Origin of the sequence: Achromobacter sp. RTa (assembly GCF_000757485.1) — a bacterium.
Lineage (GTDB): Bacteria > Pseudomonadota > Gammaproteobacteria > Burkholderiales > Burkholderiaceae_B > Achromobacter.
In genome coordinates this window covers 382,693-409,347 of sequence record NZ_JPYO01000027.1, presented here as the reverse complement: position 1 = coordinate 409,347, position 26,655 = coordinate 382,693, and the positions used below count along the sequence as shown (strand labels likewise).

Here is a 26,655-nt window from a genome sequence, read left to right as displayed (position 1 = left end):
GGGAAGCGCCACAGGCGCTTCGGGGGTGGGATTACGCCTCCCGGTTGTCATTTCAATTGCTCCACTTGCGGTGCATCGAATCGGGGCCGCGCGGAGCCGGCTTTGCCGGGCCGCAGGCGGCGCCCCCTTGAGGGGAAAGCGCCACAGGCGCTTCGGGGGTGGGCTTAATCATCAGTAACGCACCCGAGGATCGACAAGCAGGTACAGCAGATCGATGAACAGATTGATCAGCACGTAGATGGCCGCGATGATGAGCAACGCGCCCTGGATGACGGGATAGTCGCGGCGCAGCACCGCCGACACCACCAGGCTGCCCACGCCGGGCAGCCCGAACACCGTTTCGGTCACGACGGCGCCACTGATCAGAAGCGCGGTGGTCAGGCCCAGCACCGTCAGGATGGGGATCAGCGCATTGCGCACGGCGTGCTTCAGGATCACCCTGCTTTCGGTGAGGCCCTTGGCGCGCGCGGTGCGCACGTAGTCGTCGCGCAGCACGTCCAGCATGCTGGCGCGGATGAAGCGGGTGATCAGCGCGGAGTTCACCAGGCCCAGCACCACGGCGGGCAGGATCAGGTGCGACAGGCGCGTCATGAGCGAGGCGTCGGGGCCGCCATAGCCGGCCACTGGCAGCCATCCCAGCTTCACCGAGAACAGCTGCATCAGCAGCAGCCCAAGCCAGAAGCTGGGGACGCTGGAGGTGAACATCGAGAACGACAGCACCGACTGGTCCAGCGTGGTGCCGCGCTTGACCGCGGAAAGTATGCCCACGGGCAGGGCGATGGCGCTGGCGATCAGGAGCGACATCAGCGTCAGCAGCAGCGTGGGTTCGGCGCGGTCGGCCAGCGCCGACAGCACGGGTTTGTTCAGGAATATGGACTGGCCCAGGTCGCCCTGGGCGAGCTTGCCCAGCCACGATACGTATTGCACGGCCAGGGGCTGGTCCAGCCCCAGCTGGGTGCGCAGCGCGGCGATGTCCTGCTGGCTGGCCTGAGGGCCCAGCATCACGGCGGCGGGGTCGCCGGGCGTGACGCGGATGATCACGAACACGATGGTCGCGACGATGAACATCACGGCCACCAGCCCGACCAAGCGGTTCAAGAGATAACGCAGCACGATGAACGTCCTAGAAAATTTTCGGGGGCGTAGGATGGGTGGAGCGCGAGATTTTCGGCACAAGAACGCAACTGCCCAGCGCGCGAAACCCATGCGGCCGTGGGCAGACGGTGCCTGGCATCGACCGAAAAACAATCGATTGCTGCCGCATGGGTTTCGCGCGTTCAGCACCTGAGTTCTTCCTCAAGAACGCTCGCGCTCCACCCATCCTACTTGGCCTTCCACGCGTTCCAGAAATACGGCCATGGCACGGCCTTGGTGCCCTGGAGCGAGGGCGAGCGCGCGGCCTGCGCATTGAAGTCGCCGACCTTGATGAAGGGCACCTCGTCATACACGGCCTGCTGCACGTCGGCCCAGCGCTTCACGCGCTCTTCCTGGGAGCGGGCCTGGTTGAATGCGCCCAGGACCTGATTGCGGCGCGGCGTGTCCCACCAGCCGGGGGCGTCCTTGGACGGGAAGTCGATCAGCGCGGGTTCGGGCAGGAAGGGGCTGTGGGTAATGAAGATGTCCCATACCGCCGGGTCCTGGCGGCGCTGGGTCAGGGTGGCCCAGTCCACGACCTGCATGTCCACGGTGAAGCCGGCCGCCTTCAGGTATTCGGCGGCGACCAGCGCCATCTTGTAGTGGAACTCATACTGCTGGCTGGTCAGGATGCGGATCTTGCGATCCTGGACGTTGGCGCCGTCCACCAGCTTTTTCGCCGCCGCGGCGTCGGCCTTGTTATAGACCTTGCCGCCCAGGGACGTGGCCCAGGGGTAGCCTTCGGGATACAGGTCGCCGTTGAGCTTGTAGAAGTCCTTGTCGCCGAACGCGGCGTACAGCATGTCCTCTTCGTTGAGCGCCAGCTGCACGGCCTGCCGGACGGCCAGGTTGGACATGATGCCCTGCTTGGTATTGAGCACCAGCCGCGGCCAGCCGAAAGGCTTGAGCATCACCGGATCCGAGCGGCCGTTCTTGAGCTTGGGCAGGGATTCCACCGGCAGGGAGTCGATGTAGTCGAACTGGCCCGCCACCGCGCTCTCGACACGGGTATTGGAATTGCTGACCGGAACGAAGCGGATCTCGTCCAGGTATTGCTTGCGCGCGCCGCCGTAGCCGTCGGGCTCGCCGTCGCGCTGCTTGTAGCCTTCGAAGCGGACCAGCTGTATGTACTGGTCCGGCACGCGCGCCTTCAATTGATAGGGGCCGGTGCCGACGAACTCGGTCAGCGCCGGCGCGATCTTGCCCTTGGGCATGATGACGGCGGCGCTGTTGTTCATCGCGAGCAAGGCGGTCAGGGGAGCGTAGGGCTCCTTGAGCGTGATGCGGATCGTGTTGGCGTCCGGCGCTTCCATGTTGGCGATGATCTTCGCGGCCATCTTGCCGCGCGTTGCGGTCTCGGTCCAGCGCTTCAGCGAGGCCAGCACGTCCGACGAATCCATCTTCGACCCATCGTGGAAGGTGATGCCCTGGCGCAGCGGGATCGTATAGGTCAGACCGTCGGAGGAGATTTCCGGCAACTTGTCGGCCAGCAGCGGCGTGAGATTCCACTTGGCGTCGAAGGTGTACAGCGTTTCGAAGAAATGCTGCGTCAGGATGCCCACCAGGTCCGCGGTGCTGGTCATCGGATCCAGCGTCGGCGGCTCGCCGATGGTGGCCACCGAGATCGTGCCTCCCTTGACCGGCGCGGCACAGAGGGCGGGGGACGACAATGCGGTCAAGCCAATTGCGCCGGCCAGCAGCAGGCTATTGAGCCTGCCGCCTCGCCGGGAGGTGCGGAAGTTCATGATTCTCTCTCCAGAGGGTCAAAAACAGGGTGTCGCGTATGGATCGGGATGGGGCCCAGGCGCCGGGCCTGTCAGAAGAAGGTTTCGGCCACGTCGGTAATGCGGTACTGCTCGTCCACCAGGAGCACCTGGCGCCACTTGTCGAACGTCAGGCAGGGATGGGAGATATCGAAGGCGATCATGTCGCCGACCTGGATGTCGTCGCCGTCGCCGATCTGCATGAAGGCATGCTGGTCCATCATGGCCGTGAGCTTCCAGTGCGCGGGAGCGGGCCCGGGAGCCTGCGCGCCGGGGCGGTACCGCAGCGCGGGCGTGGGCAGGCCGGCGTCGAAGGCGGCGTCGCGCTTGCCCAGCGCGACGATGGCGCGCCCCGGTTCGGGCAGCGACTGCACGTAGGCCCAGACCTGAAGGGCGGGTTGCAGGCCAGGCTCCATTTTCCGGGCGACCGGGTTGTGCGCGTTGATGCGTTCGGCTGCCGTGCGGTAGATGCCCACGTCGTGCGACAGATAGCAGCCCGGGCGCAGCACGATTTCCAGCGGCGAGCCGATGTCGAGCTGCGAGAATTCCTCCGCAACTACGTCGAACCAGGCGGAGCCGGCGCCGGAGATCAGCGCCGGACCGCTCTTGCGCAAGCGGCCGGCCGCGGCCAGTCCGCGCAAGGCGTCGGTGGCTCGGCGCAGGAAGGCGCGGATGGCGCCTTCTTCCTGCAGCACGCCCTCATAGACCTCGATGCCGGCCAGGGCCAGGCCCGGCCAGCGCCCGATTTCCTCGGCCGCGGCCTGCAGTTGCGCGTCGTCGCGCACGCCCGTGCGGCCGCCGGCGGGGCCCAGTTCGATCAGCACCGGCAGCACCAGGCCCTGTTCGCCGAAATAGGCGCCTAGTTGGGCTGCGTTGGCGGGCGAATCCACGATGCAGAAAAAAGTGAAGGCGGGATCGCGCAGGAGCCGAGCGATGATGGCCATGTTGGCGCGGCCCACAAGCTGGTTCGCCATCAGGACCTTGCGGATGCCGTGCCGATAGGCGGCCAGCACCTGCGGCGCGGTGGCCAGCGTGATGCCCCAGGCGCCGTTGTCGATCTGGCGCTTGAACAGGGCCGGGCTCATGGTGGTCTTGCCATGCGGCGCCAGTTTTACCCGGTAGGCTTCCATGAAACGCTGCATCCATTGCAGATTGTGGCGCACGCGCGATTCGTAAAGCACGGCCACGGGCAGGCTCACGTCCTCGCGGAGCAGGTTCCAATGCAACCCCGTCACGTCCGCGGTGCTACAGGATTCCGGAAAGGCGCCCAGGCCTTTGCCGTTCGGATCCAGGGGAGCGGCGGGAGAGGATGAGTTCGTCATGATGGGCGCCTGGTTTGGAAAAATATTTACTTTGAATATTGGTTTTTCAAATTATCCTGAAAGAAATTTACAGACGGCAGCTAGGAGTTACCCGTAGTCGGCACGCGGCGGCGGTTGGCGCGACAATAGGAAAACGAGAAAAAGGCGCTTTTTGCCTAGGGGCTGCCCGGGCGGGAAAATACGTCCCCATGTCGCGCGCGCAGGGCGTGCTTGTCGTGCTTGGAAAAGGAAGAGTCATGCTGAAAGTTGCTTTGGGCCAGTTCGCCGTCAGCCGCGTCTGGGAAGAAAACGCTCAGGTCTGCATCGACTTGATGGAACGCGCCAGCGCCGGCGGCGCCGGCCTGCTGGTGCTGCCCGAAGGCATTCTGGCGCGCGACATCACCGATCCGCAGATCGTCCTGAAGGCCGCGCAGCCGCTGGACGGCCCCTTCATGAGCCGGCTGCTGGAAGCCAGCCGGGGATCATCGCTGTCGACGATGATGTGCGTCCACGTTCCCACGGGCGAAGGGCGGGTGTGGAATACGCTGGTCACGCTGCGGGACGGCCGGATCCTGTCCCAGTACCGCAAACTGCATCTGTACGACGCCTTCACCATGAAGGAGTCCACCAACGTCACTCCCGGAACCGACATTCCGCCTTTGCTGGACATCGCCGGGCTGCGAGTCGGCCTGATGACGTGCTACGACGTGCGTTTCCCCGAGCTGGCCCGCCGCCTGGCGCTGGACGGCGCCGACCTGCTGGTGCTGCCGGCCGCCTGGGTCCGCGGCCCGCTCAAGGAAAAGCACTGGGAAGTGCTGGTCACGGCGCGCGCGCTGGAGAACACCTGCTATGTGGCGGCCACGGGCGAATGCGGCGAACGCAACATCGGCTGCAGCATGGTCGTGGATCCGCTGGGCGTGGTGACGGCGCGCGCGGGCGAGGCGCCGGCCCTGGTGTTCGCCGATATCGACCCCGAACGCCTGGCCCATGCGCGCAAGGTGCTGCCGGTGCTGGCCAACCGCCGCTTCGCGCCGCCCGAGCTGGCCTAGGGCTCAAAGGCCAAAAGAGGCCTCGCATGGTGTAATGCTGTCTTGATTTACTTGCTGTCTCCCCCCATCTGCTGCCAATGAGCAACGATCTCTTCGCGGCCGATCCCGCGCATCGGCCCTATGTACCCCTGGCCGAACGGCTGCGCCCGCGCACGCTGTCCGACGTGGTCGGGCAGTCGCACCTGCTGGGGCCGGACAAGCCGCTGCGCGTCGCGTTCGAATCGGGGCGTCCGCATTCCATGATTTTCTGGGGGCCGCCCGGCGTGGGCAAAACCACGCTGGCGCGCCTGATGGCCGACGGTTTCGACGCCCAGTTCATCGCCATCTCGGCGGTGCTGGGCGGCGTCAAGGACATCCGCGACGCCGTCACCGTGGCCCAGGTAGCGCAGGGCCAGGGGCGTCGCACCATCCTTTTCGTGGACGAGGTGCACCGCTTCAACAAGGCCCAGCAGGATGCCTTCCTGCCCTATGTGGAAAGCGGGCTGTTCACCTTCATCGGCGCCACCACGGAAAATCCCTCCTTCGAGGTCAACTCCGCGCTGCTGTCGCGCGCGCGCGTCTACGTGCTGCAATCGCTGACGGCCGAAGAGCTGCAACTGCTGGTCGACCGCGCCGAACAGGCCTTGAACGACGGTCGGGAAGAGGGCGAGATCATCCGCATCGAGGCCGACGCGCGCGAGCAGCTGGCGGCCTGGGCAGACGGCGACGCGCGCCGCCTGATCAGCGCGGTCGAAGTGGTGGCCGAATCGGCCCAGGCCGCCGGCCGCGATACGGTGGACGCGGCCTGGCTGGAGATTTCGCTGTCGCAGAACCTGCGCCGCTTCGACAAGGGCGGGGACGCCTTCTACGACCAGATCAGCGCCCTGCACAAGTCGGTGCGGGGGTCCAACCCCGATGCCGCCCTGTACTGGTTCTGCCGCATGATCGATGGCGGCGCGGATCCCAAATACCTTGCGCGCCGCCTGGTGCGAATGGCAGTCGAGGACATCGGCCTGGCCGATCCCCGCGCCACGGACCTGGCCGTGAACGGTGCCGACATCTACGAGCGCCTGGGCTCGCCGGAAGGCGAGCTCGCGCTGGCGCAGGCGGTGGTCTACATGGCCTGCGCGGCCAAGTCGAACGCCGTCTACAACGCCTATAACCAGGCGCGCAAGTTCGCGGCCGAGCACGGCAGCGCGCCGGTGCCCATCCACCTGCGCAACGCGCCCACCAAACTGATGAAGCAATTGGGCCACGGCAAGGCCTATCGCTACGCGCATGACGAGCCCCACGGCTACGCCGCCGCCGAGCAATATTTCCCGGATGGACTGAATCCCTCCTTCTATCGGCCGACCGATCGCGGCCTGGAGGCTAAAATCCAGCAAAAGCTGGCATTTCTGCGCGAGCTGGACGCGCAGGAACGTGCCAGGAAACAGTAACGGGCGCCGCCCGTTGCTTCACGCAACCTCACCGACCACACCATGCTAGACCCGATACTGCTGCGCAAAGACCTGCAAACCGTCGTAGACCGCCTCAAGACCCGCGGCGTGTCCTTCGACACGGAACGGTTCAACGACCTGGAATCCCGGCGCAAGGCCGTCCAGACCGAAACCGAGTCCCTGCAAGCCCGCCGCAACGCGTTGGCCAAGCAGATCGGTCAGCTCAAGGCCAAGGGCGAAGACGCCAGCGCCGTCATGGCGGAATCGCAGGCCGTGCCCGTGCGCCTGAAGCAGCTGGAAGAAGAATTGGCCGCGTTGCAGCAGCCGCTCAACGACCTGCTGATGTCGGTGCCCAACCTGCCGCATGCCAGCGTGCCCCAGGGCGAGTCCGCCGACGACAACGTCGAAGTGCGCCGTTGGCTGCCGGGCCCCGCCGGCGCCGATGGCAACCCGCCGGCCCTGCCGTTCGAGGCCCGCGACCACGTCGCCGTGGGCGAGCCGCTGGGGCTGGATTTCGACATGGCCGCCAAGCTGTCGGGCGCGCGCTTCTCGTTCATGCGCGGCCCCATCGCCCGCCTGCATCGCGCGCTGTCGCAATTCATGCTGGACCTGCAAACCGGCACGCACGGCTACACGGAGTGCTATACGCCGTATATCGTCAACGCCTCGACGCTCTATGGCACGGGCCAGTTGCCGAAGTTCAAGGACGACATGTTCGCGGTCTCCAAGGGCGGCGGCGACGACGATCCCAAGCAGGACGACCAGGGCAAGCCCTACGTCCGTGAAGACCAGTACCTGATCTCCACGTCCGAAATCACCCTGACCAGCGTTGCCAGGGATACCATCCAGGCCGCGGCGGACCTGCCGATCAAGCTCACGGCGCACACGCCCTGCTTCCGCTCCGAGGCCGGCAGCGGCGGCCGCGACACGCGCGGCATGATCCGCCAGCACCAGTTCGACAAGGTCGAAATGGTGCAGATCACGCATCCCGACCAGTCGTACGAGGCGCTGGAAGACATGGTGGGCCACGCCGAGCGCGTGTTGCAGCTGCTGGGCCTGCCGTATCGCGTCGTGCTGCTGTGCACGGGCGACATGGGTTTCGGCTCGGCCAAGACCTACGACCTGGAAGTCTGGCTGCCTGCCCAGAACACCTGGCGCGAGATTTCGTCGGTTTCCAACTGCGAAACCTTCCAGGCCCGCCGCATGCAGGCGCGTTTCCGCAATGCCCAGGGCAAGCCGGAATTCGTGCACACGCTCAATGGTTCCGGCCTGGCGGTCGGCCGCGCGCTGGTGGCCGTTCTGGAAAACCACCAGCAGGCTGACGGCAGCGTGCAGATTCCCGAGGCGCTGCAGCCTTATATGGGCGGCCAGACGGTATTGAAACCCTGACGCGGGATAATGCGTCCATCCTCCATCAGATGGATAAAAAGGCGGAGCCCGCGGGCTCCGTTTTTTTTTATTATGTGGACATATTCCTGTCGTTTTGGCTTATTAACCTGACGGCATGAGTGTCTGATTTTGATGTGAGCAATTGTGTATTCCATAAAAAGGGCCGGATAGTTGCGGCACAATACACATTGTGTTCTACACGCTTCATTCACTTATATAACAAGGAGTTGTCCATGACTTCAAGAATGATTGGAGATTTTCGTGTGAGATGCTCCGTAGCCCGCGAGGAAGATCAAGGTTATCGCGTGCAAATATGGACCCGCCGGGTTGGCGGCACTGCACCGGAAAAATGCTGGACCGTTCCCGGGCAGGCGCCATTTACCACCTTGCACGAAGCAGAGCAGCAGAGCCAGCAATTGTTCCAGGGTATCAATGGCGTGCGCTTCAATGGCGAACCGGAGTTTGCTCATGCGTCCGCATAATGGTTGGTGGCGGGCGTCGAGCACGCCGCGCCGATGGATCGATCTCGTCCAGGAATCGCCCCGATGGGCCGACGGCAAGGCGCCGCAGGCGGCGGCACAGCAGCCGGCCGTCCTGGCCGCCGCAAAACCGGTCCAGGCTCGCCAGGCTTGAAACCGACCCGATTGGGCGCCGGCATATCGCCAATCGGAGAATGCAAAAAAAGGCCGCTCCCGGGAGCGGCCTCTGTCATTTACGGGGAGGGGGATTAGTCGCGATCGTGCCCGCGGCCGCGATGATAGTGTCCGTGTCCGCGGCCGTGGTAGTGGCCGCGATCGTAATAACGGCCACCGCGGTAATAGACCGGCGCCGGGTAGACCACCGGAGGCGCGACGTACACGGGTGCGGGGCGGTAATAGACCGGGGGCGGCGGCGGCACGTAGACGGGTTGGGGCGCCACGTACACCGGGGCCGGGTACACGATGCCGGGCACGCCGATCGAAATGCCGACGTCCACGCGTGCCAGGGCGGCGCTGGAAATCAGCAGACCCGCGGCACCTACACCAGCGATAAGCCATTTTTTCATGTTGCACCTGCCTACTGCATGACGCAGCAAAGTTGAGTATTCGTTGATGCCATTTTCGGACTTTTCCGCCAGCCAATGGTAAGCGGCCAGCCTTCAATCGCGACAATCCGCAACCGTCCCCAAAGAAATCGCCCGCCTGTTGTTGCTTCGCAGCAGGAACGGTCCGCTATGGGGAAGCGGGGGTTGAAATGGATTGAAATCGGCTGGAATGCCGTGAAGCCGGGCGGCAGGGTTACAGACGGTCACTATCAACGGCCCAGGGCGCGTAACGGTGTTGCGCAGGAGCCCCACCGGATTGCGGCTGTCAGGCTTCCAGGGCTTGCTGGCGGCGGAATTCGACGACCCAGACCCAGGGATTGGCCGCCCAGGCATGCGCGCCATACCGTTCGCACCACGTGAGCGCAAACGCAGTCTGCAGCGGCACGCCGGGCAGCAGGGAGGACGCTTGGTAAAGCGCGAGTATGCCTTCGGCCCGGGCATCGGCTTCGGACAGGTTTTGCAGGCGCTGGATGCGCACGCCCACGATGACGGCCGTGGTGAAGGGATTGCCGGCTTCGTCCGTCAATATGATGCTATCGCCCGATTTCCCGTAGGGGCACCGAACCCAGCTGGACGTTCTGCGCAATTCGGAAGGATTGTCCAGGGACGGACCCATGGCCACCCATCTTCCGGAATCCGAGGCATCGGCATACCAGACCGTGGTCGGTTTGCTCGGTTGCGGCTTCAGGATGCGCCGGCTCTGTACTTTTCCGCCGCTCAAGACTGCCTGTTTAAGCGGCTCGCTGAACTGAAGTGGTTGCCTTTTCATACGCTCGCGGTTCCTCTCACGATCAAGGCATATGCGCCATTGCGGCAATGCCCAGCCGACGCATGCCAACAGCGCGCGGTTTGGGCTTGGCATCAAACAGTATGCCGTGTCGCGCGCGTCATGTCAGGCACCCGGCCGGATTAATGTGTCTTTTTGAATACGGCGCGGGGAAGTTTGTATACTCGAAGCATGAACACAGACCTGCATGATCTCAAGCCGGGGTACTACTGGTACACCATGGCAAATGACCCGCTGGCCATCATTCATATTCATGAAGACGGCGGCGCCACGCTGATGGGTACGGATTACCGCATCGGCGCCGAAGGCGTGGCCGACATGGTCCGCCAGGGCGAACGCTTTTTCTGGATCGAACCGCCCCAAGTCTGATCCCCCGCGTCGCTATCGCCCGGCCGCGCGCCCGGCACGCAGCCGCGCGCGAAGCCTAGGAACCCACCATGACCGACCTGTTGTTGAAGAACGTCCGCGTCCAGGGCGAGGCCGCGGACGTACTGGTGCGCGATGGGCGCATCCAGCAAATCGGCCAGGCGCTCGGCGCGATTCCTGGCATCGCCGTGGAAGACGGCGAGGGCGCCTTGTTACTGCCCGGCCTGGTCGAAGGCCACGCCCACCTGGATAAGACCACCTGGGGATCGTCCTGGTACGTGAACGAAGTGGGGTCGGCGCTGACCGATCGCATCCATAACGAACGGCAATGGCGCGCCAGCACCGGGCATGACGCTGCCAGCCATGCGCGGGCGCTTGCGCTTGCCTTCCTGCGCGAAGGCACTACCCGCATCCGCACCCACGTCGACGTCGACACCGATGCCGGGCTGCGCCATCTGGACGGCGTGCACGCCACGCGCCAGGAGCTGGCGGGGCTCGTCGAAATCCAGACGGTGGCCTTTCCTCAGTCGGGCCTGCTGGTTCGGCCGGGCACCGCCGAATTGCTGGACCAGGCCCTCGCGAGCGGCGCCGACGTGCTGGGCGGGCTGGATCCTTCCGCCATCGACCGCGATCCCGCCCGGTCGCTGGACGTGCTGTTCGGCATCGCCGACAAGCACGGCAAGCCCATCGATATCCATCTGCATGAGCCCGGCGAACTGGGCGCGTTCACGCTGGAACTGATCCTGGACCGCACCCGTGCGCTGGGTATGAACGGCAAGGTGGTCATCAGCCATGCCTTCTGTCTGGGCGGCGTGGACGCGAAGCGGCTCGACGGGCTGCTGCAGCGGCTTGCCGCGCTGGACGTCTCGCTGCTGACCACGGCCCCGCCATCGCGGCCGGTTCCAGCCGTGCGCGCGTGCCGCGAGGCGGGCGTGACCATATTCGGCGGCAATGACGGCATCCGCGACACCTGGACTCCCTACGGCAGTCCCGACATGCTGGCGCGCGCCACGCTGATCGGGTTGCGCAACGATCTGCGCCGCGATGACGAGGTCGAGTGGGCGTTCGATTGCGTGACCAGCGCGGCGGCCCGCGCCTGTGGCTTCGCGGACTACGGCCTGGCGCCCGGGGCTCGCGCCGACCTGGTGCTGGTCGATGCCAGCTGCGTGGCGGAAGCCGTCGTGAAACGAGCGCCGCGCCGCCTGGTGGTGTCGGGCGGAGCGATCGTGGCCCGCAACGGCCAGGACGCGGCCGGCCGGGCCTGACGGGCCCGCGCTTCAGGCCAGGCCGAGCTGCGTCTCGGTCAATTCCACGAACGCTCGCATCAACGCCGAGCGCACTCCCGAGCGCGGCCAGATCGCGCCCACGGTGCGCGCGGGGCACGGCGCGGGCAGCGGCCAGCGCCTGACGCTGGCGGACTGCGCGCCCGTGGTGGCCCAATCGGGCAGCAGCGCAACGCCCAATCCCTCCGAGACCAGGCGGGCGATCGAGTCGATACCGTCGAGCTCGAAGCGCACGTGCGGCCGCAGATTGCGTGCCCTCAGATAGTCCTCCGCCATCTTGCCGCCGACCACGCTGCGGTCGTAACGGATATAGGGTTCCCGGGCGAGAACGGCCAGCGGATCGCGCACCTTCATGCCGGCGGGAGTCACCAGCACCAGCGGCTCTTGCCGCAGGTCGCGCCAGACGCAGGTCTTGGGGATGGAGAATAACGGGTGCACGAGCAGGGCCCCGTCCAGTTCGCCGGCCAGTACCTTGCTGTAGAGCAGGGTGGTGGGGGCCGGTTCTATGTAGATCTCGATGTGAGGATGGCGGGCCACCCAGGTGCGCAGCACGGGGGGCATGATTCCCGTCAAGGCGGTGGGCGTGGCGCCCAGCCTGAGCGGCCCCGCGGGCAGTTCGGTGTCCGAGGCGGCCGAGCGCAGATCGCGCACGTCACGCAGGATTGCGCGCGCGCGTTCGAGAATCCGGTTGCCTGCCGGGGTGGGCTTCACCGTGCGGCCGGAGCGCGCTATCAGGGCGCTGCCCATGTCGGCCTCCAGCGCGCGCAGCCGCTGCTGCACGGTGGCCGGGGTCAGCCCCTGGTGCCGCGCCGCCTGCGCGATGGAACCCAGCTCCACCACGTGCACGTAAGTCTGCAGGAATCGGGAGTCCATGGTTTCTTGTCTTTCCAGAAGATGTTTTTTCCATATTCTAAATATGGATGAAGATAATTGTTGTTTTCTTTGGCCGGGGCAAGAATACGTCCAGGGCGTCGAGACGGCGCAAACCGCGCCGGCGCCGCCAGTCGGAACATTCCAGCAACCAAGGAGCCTGTTGTGCCCATCATCGAATCCATAGACGTCTGCGCCGCCGCGGTGCCCCTGGACAAAGTCACTTCGTTCTCGAACCGCACCGTGTCGACGCGGCACTACGGGCTGGTCAAGGTCCGCTCCGCGGACGGCGTGGAAGGCATCGGCTTCTGCTACGTCGGCAGCGCCGGCGGCGCCATTTTCGAAGCCGCGGTGGAGAGCCTGCTGGCCCCGGTGCTGCTGGGCAAGGACTCGCATGCCGTCGAAGGGCTGTGGCACGCCATGTACCAGGAAGCCCTGCTGCAGGGCCGCCAGGGCACCGTGATGCGGGCGCTGAGCGCGCTGGACATTGCGCTGTGGGACCTGAACGCCAAGACGGCCGGCCTGCCGCTGCACCGCTACCTGGGCGCGGTCGAGCTCGAGTCTGTGCCCGCCTACGCCAGCGGCGGTTACTACCTCGATGGCAAGACGCCGCAGCATCTGGGCGAGGAAATGGCCAGCTATGTGGAGAAGGGTTTCCGCGCGGTCAAGATGAAGACGGGCCGCCTGTCCCCGCGGGAGGAAGAGGCGCGCCTGAAGGCGGCGCGCGAGGCCGTGGGGCCGGATGTCGAACTGATGATGGACTGCAATAACGCATGGCAGGACGTGACCCAGGCCATGCAATACATCCGCCGCTTCGAGCAGTACGACCCCTACTTCATCGAAGAGCCCTTCAGCCCGGACGATATCGACAGCCACGCCAAGCTTGCGCGGTTGACGCGCCTGCCCATAGCAACCGCCGAGATCGGCTATGGCCGCTGGTACCACAAAGAGCTCCTGGACAAAGGCGCGGCCGGCATTCTCCAGACCGACGCGGCGGTTTGCGGCGGCATCACCGAATGGAAGCGCATTGCCGCCACCGCCGCCAGCTATGGCGTCGTGGTCTGCCCTCACTGGTTCCACGACGTGCATGCGCCGCTGGTGGCGGCGACGCCGAATGCGCGTTATGTTGAATTCTTCTGGGACGACCAGGTCCTGAATTTCCGCAAGCTCGTCGATCGCCAGCTGACCCACAAGCAGGGACGCGTGATCCTGCATCAGGAGCCTGGCCTGGGATTCGGCTTCGACGAACGCATGGTCGAACGGTTCGGCAAGTGGACCCGCGTCGGCCGCTGATCACTGGAGAGCCCGCATGAGCACCGCTGCCCCCGAACGCCCGCAGGGCGTCTATTCCCCCGTGCTGACGCCGTTCAACGAGGACCTCTCGCCCAGCGCTCCGCGTTTCGTCGAGCATTGCCGCGCCTTGCTCGAACAGGGCGCGGGCCTGGCGATCTTCGGCACCAACTCCGAGGCCAATTCGCTTACCGTGGCGGAGAAGCGCGGGCTGCTGGACGCGTTGCTGGCAGAGGGCCTGCCCGCCGGGCGCATGATGCCGGGTACGGGCGCCTGCGCCCTGCCCGATGCGGTGGAACTGACACGGCATGCCGTCCAGGCGGGTTGCGGCGGCGTGCTCATGCTGCCGCCGTTCTACTACAAAGGCGTCAGCGACGAAGGCCTGTTCCGCGCCTTCGCGCACGTCATCGAGCAGGTTGCGGACGACCGCCTGCGCATCTACCTGTATCACATCCCGCCTGTGTCCGGCGTGCCGATCAGCCTGCCGCTGATCGAGCGCCTGCTGGGTGCGTTTCCCGGCATCGTCGCGGGCGTCAAGGATAGTTCGGGCGATTGGGCAAATACGGCGGCGATGCTGCGCGATTTCCAGCCGCGCGGCTTCGACGTGTTCGCCGGCACGGAGACGGTGCTGCTGGACACGCTGCGCGCGGGCGGCGCCGGATGCATCACCGCCACCGGCAACGTCAACGCCGGCCCCATTGTCGAGCTCTACCGCCGTTGGCAGGAAGACGGCGCCGACGACAGGCAGCGCGCCTTGAACGAGACCCGCGCGGTCTTCCAGTCCTATCCCATGATTCCCGCCATGAAGGCCGCGATCGCGCAGCGCCGCGGCGATCCGGCCTGGGCCACCGTAAGGCCGCCGTTGGTGGAGTTGAGCGAGGCCGAGGCTGCGCAGCTGGCGCAGCGGCTTGCGGTTCTTTCATAACCAGTCGCCGGCGGCAGACCGGCGCGAGGAGACAAGCATGCAACGTAGGCAATTCATGACCGGCGCCGCGGCGCTGGGGGCGGCGCTCGTGCTGCCGGCGGCGGCTCGGGCGCAGGACATGCCGTCGGGGCCGGTGAAGATCGTGGTGGGATTCCCCGCGGGCGGCGGCACCGACGTGCTGGCGCGTTTGCTGGGCCAGAAGCTGGGCGTGCTGTGGAACATCCCCGTCATCGTTGAAAACCGCGCGGGCGCGGCGGGCCTCATCGCTGCAGAGCAGGTGGCCCGCCAGCCCGCCGACGGCAATACGCTGTTGATGGCGCACGTGAACAGCCACGGCATCGCGCCTGGCCTGCAGCCCAAGCTGGCCTATTCGGTGGAGCGCGATTTCTCGCCTATCGCCCTGGTGGGCAAGACGCCAACGATCCTGATAGGCGGCGCGGCGCAGCCGGCCAAAACACTGCCCGAGCTGGTCCAGCTGTGCAAAGCCCAGCCCGGCAAGATCGTCTTCGGGTCGGCCGGCACGGGCTCCGCGCAGCACCTGGCGCTGGAAATCTTCAAGGCCCGCGCAGGCATCGACGTGCTGCACGTGCCCTACAAGGGATCCGCTCCCTTGATGAACGACCTGATGGGCGGCCACGTCCAGTACTGCTTCGAGGGCATGACCACCGCGACGCCGCTGATTCAGTCGGGCAAGGTGATCGCGCTGGCGCAGACCCTGCAGCAGCGGTCCAAGAGCCAGCCGGACGTGCCCACGGTGGCCGAGCAGGGCTATCCGGGCTTCGAGGCCAGCATCTGGTTCGGCATGGTGGGGCCGGGCAGCATGCCCGGGGCGATGGCCCGGCGTATGAACCAGGACATAGACAAAGTCCTGGCGATGGCCGACGTGCAGCAAAAACTGGCGCAGGTCGGCGCAGAGGACGGCGGCGGCAGCGTGCAGCGCTTCGCCGACTTCATGAAGCAGGAACAGCAGAAATACGCCAAGACCATCAAGGACGCGAAGATCGTCGCGGAAGGGTGAGCGCCCGTCGGAAGAACATGGCAGGCACGCCGCCGCAGCGCTAGCCCGGCACGAGGAACCGGGCTTGGGCGGCAGGTTTCAGCGCGCCTGCGGATCCACCCAGCCGGCCATGGCTGAAATCGAGCAGGCCTTTTCGCTGAGCAGCCGGGCGGTTTCGGATTGCAGGTCGTCGTCGATGGCGCCGACGGGGCCCATCAGCGTGATCGCGGCCTTCATTTCGCCCAGCATGTCGAAGATGGGCGCCGACAGCGACGTGAAATGGGGCAGCAGCGCGTCGCGGCAGCGGCTGAGGTGGTGCTTGCGCACTTCGTCGCGGATGGCCTGCACGTCCTGCGGCGAGTAAGAGCTTCCCGCCGCGCCGCCATATCCCTCGGACTGGGGCGTAGCCATTTCCTGCTCCAGCAATTCACGGGTGCTGGCCTCCGGGAGGTGGGCCAGGAAATTCCGGCCGAGCGCGGAAGACAGCAGCGGAAGCACGCTGCCCACCCGCAATTCCAATAGGGGCCGGCTGCGGGCGCCCTCCACCCGGTAGACGATGGTCGGGCCCTTGTTGCCCCACACGCCCAGGAACACCGTATGGCCGGTAATCGAGGCGACTTCGGCCATGATGGGACGGGCCGTGGTGAAGACGTCGAACTGTTCAAGGGCCGCCAGGCCCAGACGCAAGGCATAGGGCCCCAGGCCATAGTGGCCGGTGTCCGCGTGCTGTTGCACCACGCCCACCTTCTGGAAACTCACCAGGTAGTAATGGACATTGGGCACCGTCAGCCCGCAGGCGTCCGCGATTTCCTTCAAGGGCAGCGGGCGGCCGGCCTTGCGGATCACGTCCAGGATCCGGAACCCCACCTCGATCGATTGGATGCCCCTGCGCGCAGTGGTTGGCGTTTGTTCTGCGTTCTTTTCGACCTTGCCGGCGGGCCTTGCCATTACTGCCTCCACAGTGTTTCTGGCGGGAGTGTAGCAGCGGCTCCGGCGGGTAAAGAGAAGGGCGCGCCGGGTTTTCCCTAGCTTTTTCCTGGCCTGGCTTAAGTTTGATAATAGTTAATGACTACAGCAATATCAATCTAAAGCGATTGGGGAAAGCAAGCATGGAAGCGAACGTTGCAATGCAGGGCGTCGGCGGAGGCCAGACGCTCAGCCGGAAAGAGGAACGCCAGGTGGTGGTGGCCTCGACGCTGGGCACCTTGTTCGAGTGGTACGACTTTTTCATCTACGGGACCCTGGCCGTCTTCATGAGCCAGGTCCTGTTCCCGCAGGACAATCCCACCGTCGCCCTGCTGGCCGCGCTGGGCGCGCTGGCGGTGGGTTTCATCATCCGGCCGCTGGGCGCGGTGATGTTCGGCTACCTGGGCGACAAGCTGGGCCGCAAGTACACCTTCCTGATTACCGTGGTGATGATGGGCGGAGCGACGGTCCTGATCGGTTGCCTGCCCACGTATGAATCGGCCGGCCACCTGTCGTGGATCCTGCTGCTTACCTTGCGGGTCATCCAGGGATTGGCCGTGGGCGGCGAGTATGGCGGCGCGGTGATTTACGTGGCCGAGCACTGCGAGCCGAAGCGCCGCGGGCTGTTGACGGGGTGGATCCAGATCACCTCGTCGGCGGGCCTGATCCTGTCGCTGATCGTGATCCTGTGCACGCAGGCGTCGATGAGCGCGGAAGACTTCCGGCAGTGGGGCTGGCGCCTGCCGTTCATCCTGTCGATCGTGATGCTGGCGATTTCGATCTACGTGCGCGCCAAGCTGCATGAGTCGCCCGTGTTCACGCGCATGAAGCAGCAGAACCGCCTGTCGAAGAATCCGGTCAAGGAAACCTTCGGCCAGTGGTCCAGCCTGCGGCTGGTGCTGCTGGCGCTGATCGGCGTCACCGCCGGTCAGGGCGCAACCTACTTCACCGGCCAGTTCTACGTCATGATCTTCATGCAGCAGGCCGTGCAGCTGGACCAGACCAGCGTCTACACGCTGATCCTGATCGGGTTCATCATCGGGGCGCCTACCTTCGTGCTGTTCGGCTGGCTGTCGGACCGCATCGGCCGCAAGTGGATCATGATGGCGGGCCTGTTCATCGCGGCCATCGGCTACCACTCCATGTTCGACGTGCTGCTCAAGGCGGGCAATCCGGCCCTGGCGCAAGCCATGCAAAGCACGCCGGTGCGCGTGCATGCCGACGTGAGCGGCGGCGCCTGCGATTTCGGGCTGCAGGCCGCGATGATCGGCAGCCATGCCGACCACAAGAAGGTGTGCGTGCAGGCCAAGAAGTTCCTGGTCGGCAAGGGCATCAATTTCGAGTACGCCGCGCCGCTGCCGGGGCAGGAAATCGCGATGAGCGTAGGCGGCAAGACCGTCGACGGCTTCGACCGCGCCGGCTATGCGGCCGCCCTGTCCGCTGCGGGCTATCCCGAGCGCGCCGATCCCGCGCGCGTCGACAATGCGACCATCGTGTTGATCCTGGTGCTGATGACCGCCGTCGTGGCCATGGTCTACGGCCCGGTCGCATCCTACCTGGTTGAATTGTTTCCCGCCCGCATCCGCTATACGGCGCTATCCTTCCCGTACCACATCGGCGCCGGCATCTTCGGCGGTATCGTGCCCTTTACCGCGACCTACCTGGCCCAGGCCAGCGGCAATATTTTCGGCGGCCTGATGTATCCGGTCGCCGTGACAGCGGTAGTCGGCGTCATCGGCAGCCTGTTCCTGCCGAACACCCGCGCCCGCGCCATTGACGAAGACGCCGCACACTGAGAGAAAGGAGAGACATGTCCGCGCAACAGAGCTTCAAGGCCGCCGTCATCCAGGCCGCATCCATTCCCACCGACAGCATCGCCTGCGCCCAGAAGGCGGCGTCCCTGATCCGCCAGGCGGCGGAGCAGGGCGCCCGTGTGCAGGTGTTCCCCGAGGCGTTTCTCGGCGGCTACCCCAAGGGCAATTCCTTCGGCGCGCCGATCGGCATGCGCAAGCCCGAAGGCCGCGACGCCTTCGCCAGCTATCACAACCAGGCCGTCCGGCTGGATGGCGAGGAAGTGGCGCTGATCGCCGAGGCCGCCGCCGAGACCGACAGCTTCGTGGTGATGGGCTGCATCGAGGCCGATGGCGGCACGCTGTACTGCACCGTGCTGTATTTCAATGGCAGGAACGGGCTGGCGGGCAAGCACCGCAAGCTCATGCCCACCGCGGGGGAGCGCTTGATCTGGGGCTTCGGCGACGGCTCCACCATGCCGGTTTTCGACACGCCCTACGGCAAGATCGGCGCGGTCATCTGCTGGGAAAACTACATGCCGATGCTGCGCATGTACATGTACAGCCAGGGCGTGGCGCTGTATTGCGCGCCCACCGCGGACGATCGCGATTCATGGATCCCCAGCATGCGGCATATCGCGCTGGAAGGGCGCTGCTATGTGTTGACGTCCTGCCAGCACCTGCGCCGCGACGCCTACCCCGACGATTTCGAATGCGCGCTGGGCGACAAGCCCGACACGGTGCTGATGCGCGGCGGCAGCGCCATCATCGATCCGCTGGGAGAGGTGCTGGCCGGCCCCGACTTCTCGGGCGAGACCATCCTCTACGCGGATATCAACCCCAAGCAGATCCTGCGCGGCAAGTACGATTTCGACGTCTCCGGCCACTATGCGCGGCCCGACGTGTTCCAGTTGCAGGTGGACACCCGCGCCAAGCGCGCCGTTTCCGCCATCGACGACGCCCAGCAGCAGGAGGCTTGATTCATGCATTTCGATTTCAGCGCCTTGCCAGCGCAGACGGTCTACAACGTGCTGACATCGACCGTCACCCCGCGCCCGATCGCGTGGGTCACCACGGTATCCGGCAAAGGCGTCGTCAACGCGGCGCCGTTCAGCTTTTTCAACGTCATGGGGCACCAGCCCCCTACGGTCGCCATCGGGCTGATGCGCCATGCCAATGGCGAACTGAAGGATTCGGGCGCCAACATTATCGAGAACGGCGAGTTCGTCGTGAACCTGGTGCCGGAATCCCTCGTCCAGCAGATGAACCAGACCTGCGCGGACTATCCGCCGGACGTGGACGAGTTGGCGGCGGCCGGCCTGGCCGCGAAGCCCGCCATCCACGTGCGTCCGCCCTTGATCGAGGGCAGCCCCGTGTCCCTGGAGTGCGTGAGCCAGGCGACGGTCGTCACCGGCCCGCGGCAGATCGTGGTGATCGGCCGCGTGCTCGGCGCGCATGTCGATGACGCCTATGTGCAGGACGCCGCCCGCGGCTATGTGGACACGCCTTCCATGGCGCTGATCGCGCGCATGCACGGCGGGGGGTGGTACGCGCGCAGCTCGGACCTGTTTCAGCTGGCCCGGCCGACGGCGCCGGTCTGACGGAAAGCAAAAGGCCAATCCCATGGGATTGGCCTTTTTGAATCGGGAGCCTTGCTGGGAAGGGGGGCGTGCTCCTGCGCTCTAAGATAATGTAGCGGTGCTTAACTAACGCTCCGCGACTTAAAGGTTCGGTAATCTTATCTATTTACACAGGAGATTCTATGGCGTATCCCAAGAACATTGAGAACCCCGGCATGTATATGGCTTGGGGTGTTTTGAAAGACCGTGATGGATGGGACCTGCGCGGTCCTTACGATTCGAAGGAAGCAGCAGACCAGGTGTTTGAATTGTGCGGGGATCCATATGAAGTCGTATACGGATCGTGGCGCGCAGGTACCGACGAGTTCATCCGCAAGCCGAGCGATAACTAAGAATTAGTAGGCCGCCTCTCGGCGGCTTCTTTGTGTCCAGAGAGCAGGGGTCAGAGAGACCGTACGCCGCGCTGAATAGGCTCCGGCTGGCAGACATAAAGCTCCGGTTTGATCCCAATGCGGGGTGCGATAAGAAGTCCGGGAACGCGTCAATATTTGCGTTCCGCTGTTTCGGTTTGGCCCCGACTAAGTAGTTTACGGTCCTCGACCGGTGAATGAGTCGGTGCAGATAACGGCTCCACTGCATTCGACTTGAGAAGTTCAGCCCTGGCTAGGTCGGAATCGAAGCTCGCTCGTTCAAAGGGGTGGAGGTCTAGGTGCATCGCCAGTTTGATGCGATTGTGGCCAACGCGCGGCAAGTTATCCAACAGCGCATACCGATGGACGTATGCGTTGAACTTTCTTCCCTCAGGTAGAAACCCATTGAAAAAGATAGCCCGCAGTTCTGGGCCCGAAAGCCGAGCTCGTAGGATCAACACAGCGTCCCACTTTTCCGCCCAGCTCACATTCGGGTGTGAATCCACCCACCTCAGCAACGAATAGAGCGTTCTAACAAGCGCGCCTAGCTGAGGCTCGTTCTGCAAGAATACGCGCTTCCACCGATCTGCGGCCTCGATCTTTTGCTCAGATCGAAGCCTGTCTTGCTCCGCTTTGCTGGCAGCTTGATACTGTTCTATCAACGTCGCAGTCTGAAAGTTATTGAGTGCGCAGCCTCGAATGATCGCGTCGAGCGCAACTACACCCCCTGTACGTGGGTCATCCTCGGTGCCGGCGCCGTACTGCAACTCTGCAATCAATTCTCGGTAGCTGCTCGTCCAGCCAAAGAATGATTGGTCGAAGGCTTGCTTGGCAAGCTGCCTGCGCTGCTCCTCCAGCTCGTCCTGTTGCGAGCGTAACGTGAGTACGAGTAGCACGATCGTCACAAGGCCCGCGATGGGGTTGACAATTCCTCCCAGAAAGTCGCCAAACGTGCCCCAATCTCCGGTTTCTGGAGAGAGCGACCGGCCATGAAACTTATAGATGAATAACCCTATGGCGATTGTCGCGACCGTAGCGGGGAGTGCGAGAAAGAGCATGATTAACCGGCGGGTTTTCGCAGTTTTGGTTCGCTGCCGCTGGGTAGTTGGATGCATTTTTTGTTTGTACGAAATAGGCACAATGGGAATATATTCAGTATGGCGCTAACAGACAAACAGCGCCGCTTCGTGGATGAGTACCTCGTTGACCTCAACGCCATGCAAGCGGCGATAAGGGCGGGTTATTCCCAAAAGACTGCGAATGAGCAGGGAGCGCAGCTCTTAGCAAAACTTAGTATCCAAGATGCCGTGAAAGCGGCTCAGGATAAGCGCTCAGCGCGGACCGAAATTACCCAGGATATGGTCTGCGGGAGTTGGCCAAGATTGGCTTCAGCGACATCCGCAAGATCGTGCGCTGGGGGAAGACTGAGCGTCGTGTTGCCGACGACGAGGACGATGGCAAGACTGCCCCAACAAAGCCAACACCAAAATGGGCTTTTGTTGCAGGTCGCAAAACCCTACAGGCCCCCTACAGTCTGAATGACCATCGCTCGGTCGAATTAGACTAAAGGCACTTCCGAATGGAGCTCATAACGCCCGCCGGCCATTCAACCTGGAGTAGGTGTAAAGAATCCTGGGATGGCGAGAACCCGTCAAAACCTGACATGGCCCCCGCTACGAAGTCGTCAGCCTGTTGAGGAATGTTGAGGTCGGTGGAACAGGGACCCTGATACCTAAGTGAACCGCTCTCAATGCTTGCGGTACCAGTTCTAAACCCACCTACGCGGCAGACAAGCGCAGTCAGAACCGCCTCACCGCGGCAGAGTAGCTGCAAGCCTGCCGCCCGAACCCGGCGGAGCCCCCCAACGCTCGCCGGAGCGATGCCGGCGTCGCGGGCTCGGCCCGCCGGGATGTACCCGGCACGGCCCCGCAGGTCGGACAAGAACATGCTGGTCCAGCGCAAAGCGGCAAGTCGCTACGCCTTAAGGCGATTCCGATCTGCTGTACCTTGAAAAGGTCGCTTACGCAGCGCTCATTGCGATTTAGGGTACCCGGGTAATACCCTACCAACTGCCAAGTCGTGGGGGGGCAGCAGTGTCAGGGGCCGATTTTGAAGCATTCCAGCGATTCGTCAGTACAACGCACCAGAGATTTAAGTCCATCGCATGGAAGACACACAACGAGTACACACCTGAAGATATCGAGGGCGAAGCTTGGTTGATGGCGCCCGTGGTGGCTGAAAAGCTGGGCGTAGCACTCAACTTCGATGACTCGTTTTTTCAAGATCGACTAGTTGCATTCCTATACAACGAGTTGACGACCTATGGCGAGACTGTGGTGCGCCACGCCGTCAAGCTGGATCGTCACATCGACGGCGAAGAAGTCAGCATCGATGACCACCCGGCAATGCGCAAGCTGGCCGCGAATGGCTTCAGCGATCCTCTGCTGCACTTGATCGCGGCAGAAGAAGCTATGACAGAGCCCAGAGAACACGAGCCGCACGAATCGAGAGCTGGCGCATACCTCCACCTGCTGCGTAGGTTCGACAACAGGATGAAAGAGGTGGCCGACCACCTGCTGATTTCAAGTTCCTATTGCTACTTCCGATACAACGAAGCGCTTGCCATGGTTCAGCGTCAATTGCCGCTGCCGGCAGAGGGCTTGATCAGTGATTCTGCAGGAGAACCCAAGCCCTGGCGGCCTTTCCGGGCGGTGCGCCGATGGGTGCAGGTTGAGTTTGATTTCCATCCGACCACCGAGCTTTCAATTCAAGCCCCGTAGGCGTGCCTGGCCAGGGCCACCTATCTCCCGCTGGGGTCAGCCTTGCCTCCCGAACAAGAGCCCACTCACGGCAGGCTGGTTGGGCACTCCAGCGCAGAGAGCGCCTACGGAACTGGTACCGGCCTTTCTGTTGGCCAAGTCGACACTGTCCCAAACCAACCTCGGAAGCGGCAACGTGTGAGCATCAAACTGATTGGAATGGAGGTGGTGAGCTATGGCGACGGGTGTAGCGCGTCCTGTTAAGTTCCGTGCTGTTCATGACCGAGCGGGGTGGCGGAAGGCCACTTTTGCAAGCATCGCCGATGCAAAAGAAGGGCCGCGAGGCGCGAAGAATAGGTTCGTGGACCGAGGCTGGCGAAGCTTCGAGGAAGAGGACCAGGCGCGCTTTATTGTGATTTGGGGCCCGGAAGGCGACAGTGCCGGTTGGATTCTGACGCACGACCGGTCGGTGCCGCTGGGTTACCGAGAGGCCGAGGTTCCGATGGGAGTTTTGTTGGACTTTGAGGCGCGCGGCGGCGCATCACAGGAAGAGTTGAGAGGATATTTCTAGCACCACCCTGAGCCCAGAGTCTGGCGGCAAAAGGCACAAAGCAAAGCCCCTTCTGAGGGGCTGTTCTGTTTCGCTGGAAGCCGCTCAAATGAAAAAGCCACCCGGAGGTGGCTTGGAGCATGGGTGCCGCTGCTAACTATCTTCCTTGGGGAGGCTGAGCGGGAACTGGAACCGGTGCTGGAGTCGGCGTCGGTACCACCTGCGGAGCTACTGCTTGCGGATATCCTTGGGGTGGGACTACAGGCGCTAACCGCTGAATGCCGAAGTAAATTGCCCCAACCACCGCGATGATGCTGACAATCCATTTGTAGATGTCGGTGTGAGCCTTCTCCACTGACGCGCGAATGCCACCAATATCGAGCTTTGCATCAATGCTGGCGAGCGTGGTTTTTATCGTGTTGACGTCGGACTTCAGAGTACTGACATCCCCCTTTAGGGTGTCCACGTCCTTCTCGATCCGGCCGAGTCGGCCGTCGATGTCGTCGACTCGCTTTTCAAGGTGATCAAGGCGATCCATGCCACCATTGTCGCCGCCACCGCCTCCTTGTGCAACCTGCCCGAAGGAGGCAGATCTCCCGTATGGACCGCGGTCCTTGAGAGGAACGTTGTAGGCGTTACTCATCTGCGATTTCCTTCGATGCCCCTTCTTTGTTCTTTTGCGCCTTCCATTTTTCGAACGTTCTATAGCTATGAAACCGCAAGAAACCGCAATTATTACATTCGGCGATGATTACCCGGCTTGCCATACGCGTCGTGTTGCCGTCTACGGTCAAGCCGCGCGTGGGGATCACTGGCCAAAGCGAGTTCTCGGCATCCTCAGTCCCAATTAGATCCCACGAGGCACTTCCGCATGCAGGACATTTGGTAGATACCTTCTTGGCCGCCATGAATGCAACGATATCTCGGAACAATGTTGGTTCTTCGGCGTCTGAATCATCAATCGGGTCCGTCATTCGATCATCTCATTCGTAATGCAAACTTCGGGATCTTTGCTCATGGACTAGCTCCCGAACTTGTCGACAGAAAAATTGCGAGGGTTCTTTAAAACTGATGGGGCGACTCCGACGATACCAGCCCGCTAAAGCAAGAGGAAAAAGGGCGTCCTAGCTCCGCAACCACTGCCCAGCTTCATCATCCCGGAGCTAGGCGCCCGCGCAAAGCATAGATGCTACTTGAGAACGTTTGATGGGGTTGGGCTGAAGCAACAGCGAACACGCATGAAAAAACCCCACACGTGGGGACACATGTGGGGCTGATTTTTCAGTATGTCGTTTTTTTATTAAAAATCAACAACATACAAACAATACTTGGCGGAGAGGGTGGGATTCGAACCCACGGTACGGGGATACCGTACGCCTGATTTCGAGTCAGGTACATTCGACCACTCTGCCACCTCTCCTTTCCACTACTTGGTTTCGAAAACGGTGGAAAATCAATTCCACGAAAGAATCCCTGGTCGGAAGGATCTACGTCGTCGAAGTAGCGAAGCCCGCAATTCTACAGGATTTTTTTCCTTTGTGTAAAGCGGCGCCTGAAAGACGCCCATAGCGGGTTTCAACGGACTTCCGGCGGCGGCATTCTTTGCCCAGAATCTTGGCAGAGCCGGCCTTTCCGCGCCGTGCGTCCCACCGTCCACCCGTAGCCCATCGCCCCATGGATCTGATCCTCATCCTCCTGCTAGCGGCCGTGCTTTGCGTACCCGTGACCCAGCAGTTGGGCCTGGGCGCCATCCCGGGCTACCTGATCGCGGGCGTGCTGGTGGGGCCGTCCTGCCTGAAGCTGGTCACGAACGTCGACACCATGATCGGAGTGTCCCAGTGGGGCGTGGTCATGATGCTGTTCATCATCGGGCTGGAGCTTTCGCCCAAGCGTCTATGGGCAATGCGCAACGAGGTCTTCGTACTGGGATCCCTGCAGATGCTGGTCTGCGGCCTGCTGCTGGGGGTGGTGTTCGGCGCGGCGTTGCGGCACCTGGCCGGAATGGAATGGCAGGCGGCGGTGCTTTGCGGCCTGTCGCTGGCGCTGTCGTCCACGGCGGTGGCCTTGCGCCTGCTCGAGGAGCGCGGGCTGATGCGCATGCCGCTGGGGCGCTCGGCGCTGGGGCTGTTGCTGTTCCAGGACATGGCGGCGATTCCGATGCTGGTGGCGGCCGGCCTCCTGGGCACGGACGGCACGTCGGCGCCGTCCTTCAAGGAGGCGCTGATCGCGGTGGTCGTGGTTGCCGTGGCTCATCGATTGCAGCTCCTGGGCTGGGCGGCCAGGGCGCAGCTGAACGAGCTGTTCACCGCCGCGGCCCTGCTGATGGTGGTGGGCGCCGCGCAATTGTTCGACTACGCCGGCCTGTCGGCGGGCCTGGGCGGATTCCTGGTCGGGGTGCTGATGGCCGAGTCCCGCTACCGGGACGAACTGGAAAAAGCGATCGACCCTTTCAAGGGCTTGCTGCTGGGGCTGTTCTTCGTGGCCATCGGCATGTCCGTGAACCTGAAGGTGGTGGAGCACCATTGGGTCTTCATCATCGCCGGAGTGACGGCGCTGCTGCTCGTCAAAGGACTGGTGCTGTATGGATTCGCGCGCTTCCTGGGGCTGCCTCGCTACCACCGCCTGCTGTTCGCGGTCGCGCTGGCGCAGGGCGGCGAGTTCAGCTTCGCCATTTTCAACGAAGCCTGGGACAACCATCTGATGGATCTGGAGCAGCGCGACGTGCTGTCCGTGGTGGTGGCGATCTCGATGGGCGTCGTGCCGGTGCTCATCAAGCTGCTGGAGCGCATCCCCGAGAACCGGGGCGGCATGGCGGACCTTCCGGTCGCCGGTTCACCCGGCCCCGGAGCGCCGCCTTCCGGCCCCCCGGACAAGCCGCCTGCGGCGTGATCCGCAAGCCATTGCGGCATGGCATGATTGCCGTCTTGCCGGGCAGCTACACTTG

The 26,655-nt window shown here is 63.7% G+C and carries 27 protein-coding genes and 1 tRNA gene; 17 read left to right on the top strand and 11 right to left on the bottom strand.

Going from position 1 to position 26,655, the window contains the following annotated elements:
- Window positions 1–171: 171 nt before the first annotated feature.
- From JL37_RS09985 to JL37_RS09975, 3 genes are all read right to left on the bottom strand, one after another.
- A complete protein-coding gene (locus tag JL37_RS09985; protein ID WP_043543687.1) occupies window positions 172–1,113 on the bottom strand; it encodes an ABC transporter permease in 942 nt (313 codons plus the stop codon).
- A 209-nt stretch (window positions 1,114–1,322) separates the two neighbouring features.
- On the bottom strand, window positions 1,323–2,879 hold the full coding sequence (locus tag JL37_RS09980) for an ABC transporter substrate-binding protein (protein WP_043543686.1): 1,557 nt from the start codon (window positions 2,877–2,879) through the stop codon (window positions 1,323–1,325).
- A 71-nt stretch (window positions 2,880–2,950) separates the two neighbouring features.
- Window positions 2,951–4,219, bottom strand: a complete 1,269-nt coding sequence (locus JL37_RS09975) for an amino acid deaminase (RefSeq protein WP_043543684.1) — start codon at window positions 4,217–4,219, stop codon at window positions 2,951–2,953.
- A gap of 236 nt (window positions 4,220–4,455) precedes the next feature.
- On the opposite strand from JL37_RS09975, the gene JL37_RS09970 reads away from it, so the two are divergent.
- From JL37_RS09970 to JL37_RS30385, 5 genes are all read left to right on the top strand, one after another.
- Window positions 4,456–5,247, top strand: a complete 792-nt coding sequence (locus JL37_RS09970) for a deaminated glutathione amidase (protein WP_043543682.1) — start codon at window positions 4,456–4,458, stop codon at window positions 5,245–5,247.
- A gap of 77 nt (window positions 5,248–5,324) precedes the next feature.
- Complete coding sequence (locus JL37_RS09965; RefSeq protein ID WP_043543681.1) at window positions 5,325–6,665, top strand: replication-associated recombination protein A; 1,341 nt, start codon at window positions 5,325–5,327, stop codon at window positions 6,663–6,665.
- Between the two features lie 42 nt (window positions 6,666–6,707).
- Window positions 6,708–8,054: a serine--tRNA ligase gene (gene serS, locus JL37_RS09960; RefSeq protein WP_043543678.1), complete on the top strand. Its 1,347-nt coding sequence runs from the start codon at window positions 6,708–6,710 to the stop codon at window positions 8,052–8,054.
- 233 nt (window positions 8,055–8,287) lie between these two features.
- Window positions 8,288–8,536, top strand: a complete 249-nt coding sequence (locus tag JL37_RS30000; protein ID WP_081955020.1) for a hypothetical protein — start codon at window positions 8,288–8,290, stop codon at window positions 8,534–8,536.
- Complete coding sequence (locus tag JL37_RS30385) at window positions 8,523–8,687, top strand: hypothetical protein (protein WP_156124261.1); 165 nt, start codon at window positions 8,523–8,525, stop codon at window positions 8,685–8,687. Before JL37_RS30000 ends, JL37_RS30385 begins: the two co-directional genes overlap by 14 nt.
- Before the next feature lie 94 nt (window positions 8,688–8,781).
- Here JL37_RS30385 and JL37_RS09955 read toward each other — a convergent pair whose 3' ends face one another.
- Window positions 8,782–9,099 (bottom strand): virulence factor, encoded by a 318-nt coding sequence (locus JL37_RS09955; protein ID WP_043543677.1) that lies wholly within the window; start codon window positions 9,097–9,099, stop codon window positions 8,782–8,784.
- Between the two features lie 304 nt (window positions 9,100–9,403).
- Window positions 9,404–9,907, bottom strand: a complete 504-nt coding sequence (locus JL37_RS09950; protein ID WP_043543676.1) for an ASCH domain-containing protein — start codon at window positions 9,905–9,907, stop codon at window positions 9,404–9,406.
- 189 nt (window positions 9,908–10,096) lie between these two features.
- Here JL37_RS09950 and JL37_RS09945 point away from each other — a divergent pair, with 189 nt between their 5' ends.
- Window positions 10,097–10,294, top strand: a complete 198-nt coding sequence (locus tag JL37_RS09945; RefSeq protein WP_043543675.1) for a hypothetical protein — start codon at window positions 10,097–10,099, stop codon at window positions 10,292–10,294.
- Window positions 10,295–10,362: 68 nt separating this feature from the next.
- Window positions 10,363–11,556, top strand: a complete 1,194-nt coding sequence (locus JL37_RS09940) for an amidohydrolase family protein (RefSeq protein ID WP_043543674.1) — start codon at window positions 10,363–10,365, stop codon at window positions 11,554–11,556.
- Window positions 11,557–11,568: 12 nt separating this feature from the next.
- Here the strand turns inward: JL37_RS09940 and JL37_RS09935 are convergent, their stop codons facing one another.
- Window positions 11,569–12,447 (bottom strand): LysR family transcriptional regulator, encoded by an 879-nt coding sequence (locus tag JL37_RS09935; RefSeq protein WP_043543673.1) that lies wholly within the window; start codon window positions 12,445–12,447, stop codon window positions 11,569–11,571.
- Window positions 12,448–12,609: 162 nt separating this feature from the next.
- Here JL37_RS09935 and JL37_RS09930 point away from each other — a divergent pair, with 162 nt between their 5' ends.
- From JL37_RS09930 to JL37_RS09920, 3 genes are read left to right on the top strand one after another with little or no spacing between them, the layout of a single operon-like run.
- The gene (locus JL37_RS09930; RefSeq protein ID WP_043543672.1) at window positions 12,610–13,737 is read left to right on the top strand and encodes a mandelate racemase/muconate lactonizing enzyme family protein; all 1,128 of its coding nucleotides are present in this window, start codon (window positions 12,610–12,612) and stop codon (window positions 13,735–13,737) included.
- Between the two features lie 16 nt (window positions 13,738–13,753).
- Window positions 13,754–14,659 carry a dihydrodipicolinate synthase family protein gene (locus JL37_RS09925; protein ID WP_043543671.1) on the top strand — a complete coding sequence of 302 codons (906 nt, stop codon included), beginning with the start codon at window positions 13,754–13,756 and terminating at the stop codon, window positions 14,657–14,659.
- A 37-nt stretch (window positions 14,660–14,696) separates the two neighbouring features.
- The gene (locus tag JL37_RS09920; protein ID WP_043543670.1) at window positions 14,697–15,677 is read left to right on the top strand and encodes a tripartite tricarboxylate transporter substrate binding protein; all 981 of its coding nucleotides are present in this window, start codon (window positions 14,697–14,699) and stop codon (window positions 15,675–15,677) included.
- A 78-nt stretch (window positions 15,678–15,755) separates the two neighbouring features.
- On the opposite strand, the gene JL37_RS09915 is transcribed toward JL37_RS09920, so the two are convergent.
- Window positions 15,756–16,604, bottom strand: coding sequence for an IclR family transcriptional regulator (locus JL37_RS09915; protein WP_043543668.1), 849 nt, complete (start codon window positions 16,602–16,604; stop codon window positions 15,756–15,758).
- Window positions 16,605–16,765: 161 nt separating this feature from the next.
- Here JL37_RS09915 and JL37_RS09910 point away from each other — a divergent pair, with 161 nt between their 5' ends.
- The 4 genes from JL37_RS09910 (at window position 16,766) to JL37_RS09895 (ending at window position 20,384) form a co-directional block, all read left to right on the top strand.
- On the top strand, window positions 16,766–18,418 hold the full coding sequence (locus JL37_RS09910) for an MFS transporter (protein WP_043543667.1): 1,653 nt from the start codon (window positions 16,766–16,768) through the stop codon (window positions 18,416–18,418).
- A 14-nt stretch (window positions 18,419–18,432) separates the two neighbouring features.
- A complete protein-coding gene (locus JL37_RS09905; RefSeq protein WP_043543665.1) occupies window positions 18,433–19,392 on the top strand; it encodes a carbon-nitrogen hydrolase family protein in 960 nt (319 codons plus the stop codon).
- A 3-nt stretch (window positions 19,393–19,395) separates the two neighbouring features.
- Window positions 19,396–20,013 carry a flavin reductase family protein gene (locus JL37_RS09900; protein WP_043543663.1) on the top strand — a complete coding sequence of 206 codons (618 nt, stop codon included), beginning with the start codon at window positions 19,396–19,398 and terminating at the stop codon, window positions 20,011–20,013.
- Between the two features lie 161 nt (window positions 20,014–20,174).
- Window positions 20,175–20,384 carry a hypothetical protein gene (locus JL37_RS09895; protein ID WP_043543662.1) on the top strand — a complete coding sequence of 70 codons (210 nt, stop codon included), beginning with the start codon at window positions 20,175–20,177 and terminating at the stop codon, window positions 20,382–20,384.
- A gap of 149 nt (window positions 20,385–20,533) precedes the next feature.
- On the opposite strand, the gene JL37_RS09890 is transcribed toward JL37_RS09895, so the two are convergent.
- Window positions 20,534–21,517, bottom strand: coding sequence for a putative phage abortive infection protein (locus JL37_RS09890; protein WP_081955019.1), 984 nt, complete (start codon window positions 21,515–21,517; stop codon window positions 20,534–20,536).
- On the opposite strand from JL37_RS09890, the gene JL37_RS29995 reads away from it, so the two are divergent.
- Window positions 21,512–21,940 carry a terminase small subunit gene (locus tag JL37_RS29995; RefSeq protein WP_369798534.1) on the top strand — a complete coding sequence of 143 codons (429 nt, stop codon included), beginning with the start codon at window positions 21,512–21,514 and terminating at the stop codon, window positions 21,938–21,940. The two genes, JL37_RS09890 and JL37_RS29995, sit on opposite strands and share 6 nt — an antisense overlap.
- A 555-nt stretch (window positions 21,941–22,495) precedes the next feature.
- Complete coding sequence (locus JL37_RS09880; protein ID WP_156124260.1) at window positions 22,496–23,182, top strand: hypothetical protein; 687 nt, start codon at window positions 22,496–22,498, stop codon at window positions 23,180–23,182.
- A gap of 686 nt (window positions 23,183–23,868) precedes the next feature.
- Here the strand turns inward: JL37_RS09880 and JL37_RS30380 are convergent.
- The 3 genes from JL37_RS30380 to JL37_RS09870 form a co-directional block, all read right to left on the bottom strand.
- Window positions 23,869–24,354: a hypothetical protein gene (locus JL37_RS30380; RefSeq protein ID WP_156124259.1), complete on the bottom strand. Its 486-nt coding sequence runs from the start codon at window positions 24,352–24,354 to the stop codon at window positions 23,869–23,871.
- Window positions 24,347–24,685, bottom strand: a complete 339-nt coding sequence (locus tag JL37_RS30375) for a hypothetical protein (RefSeq protein WP_156124258.1) — start codon at window positions 24,683–24,685, stop codon at window positions 24,347–24,349. The genes JL37_RS30380 and JL37_RS30375 overlap by 8 nt, the downstream gene beginning before the upstream one ends.
- Before the next feature lie 355 nt (window positions 24,686–25,040).
- Window positions 25,041–25,131: transfer RNA gene (locus JL37_RS09870), tRNA-Ser, on the bottom strand.
- Between the two features lie 254 nt (window positions 25,132–25,385).
- On the opposite strand from JL37_RS09870, the gene JL37_RS09865 reads away from it, so the two are divergent.
- Window positions 25,386–26,600, top strand: coding sequence for a cation:proton antiporter (locus tag JL37_RS09865; protein ID WP_043543657.1), 1,215 nt, complete (start codon window positions 25,386–25,388; stop codon window positions 26,598–26,600).
- Window positions 26,601–26,655 lie beyond the last annotated feature (55 nt).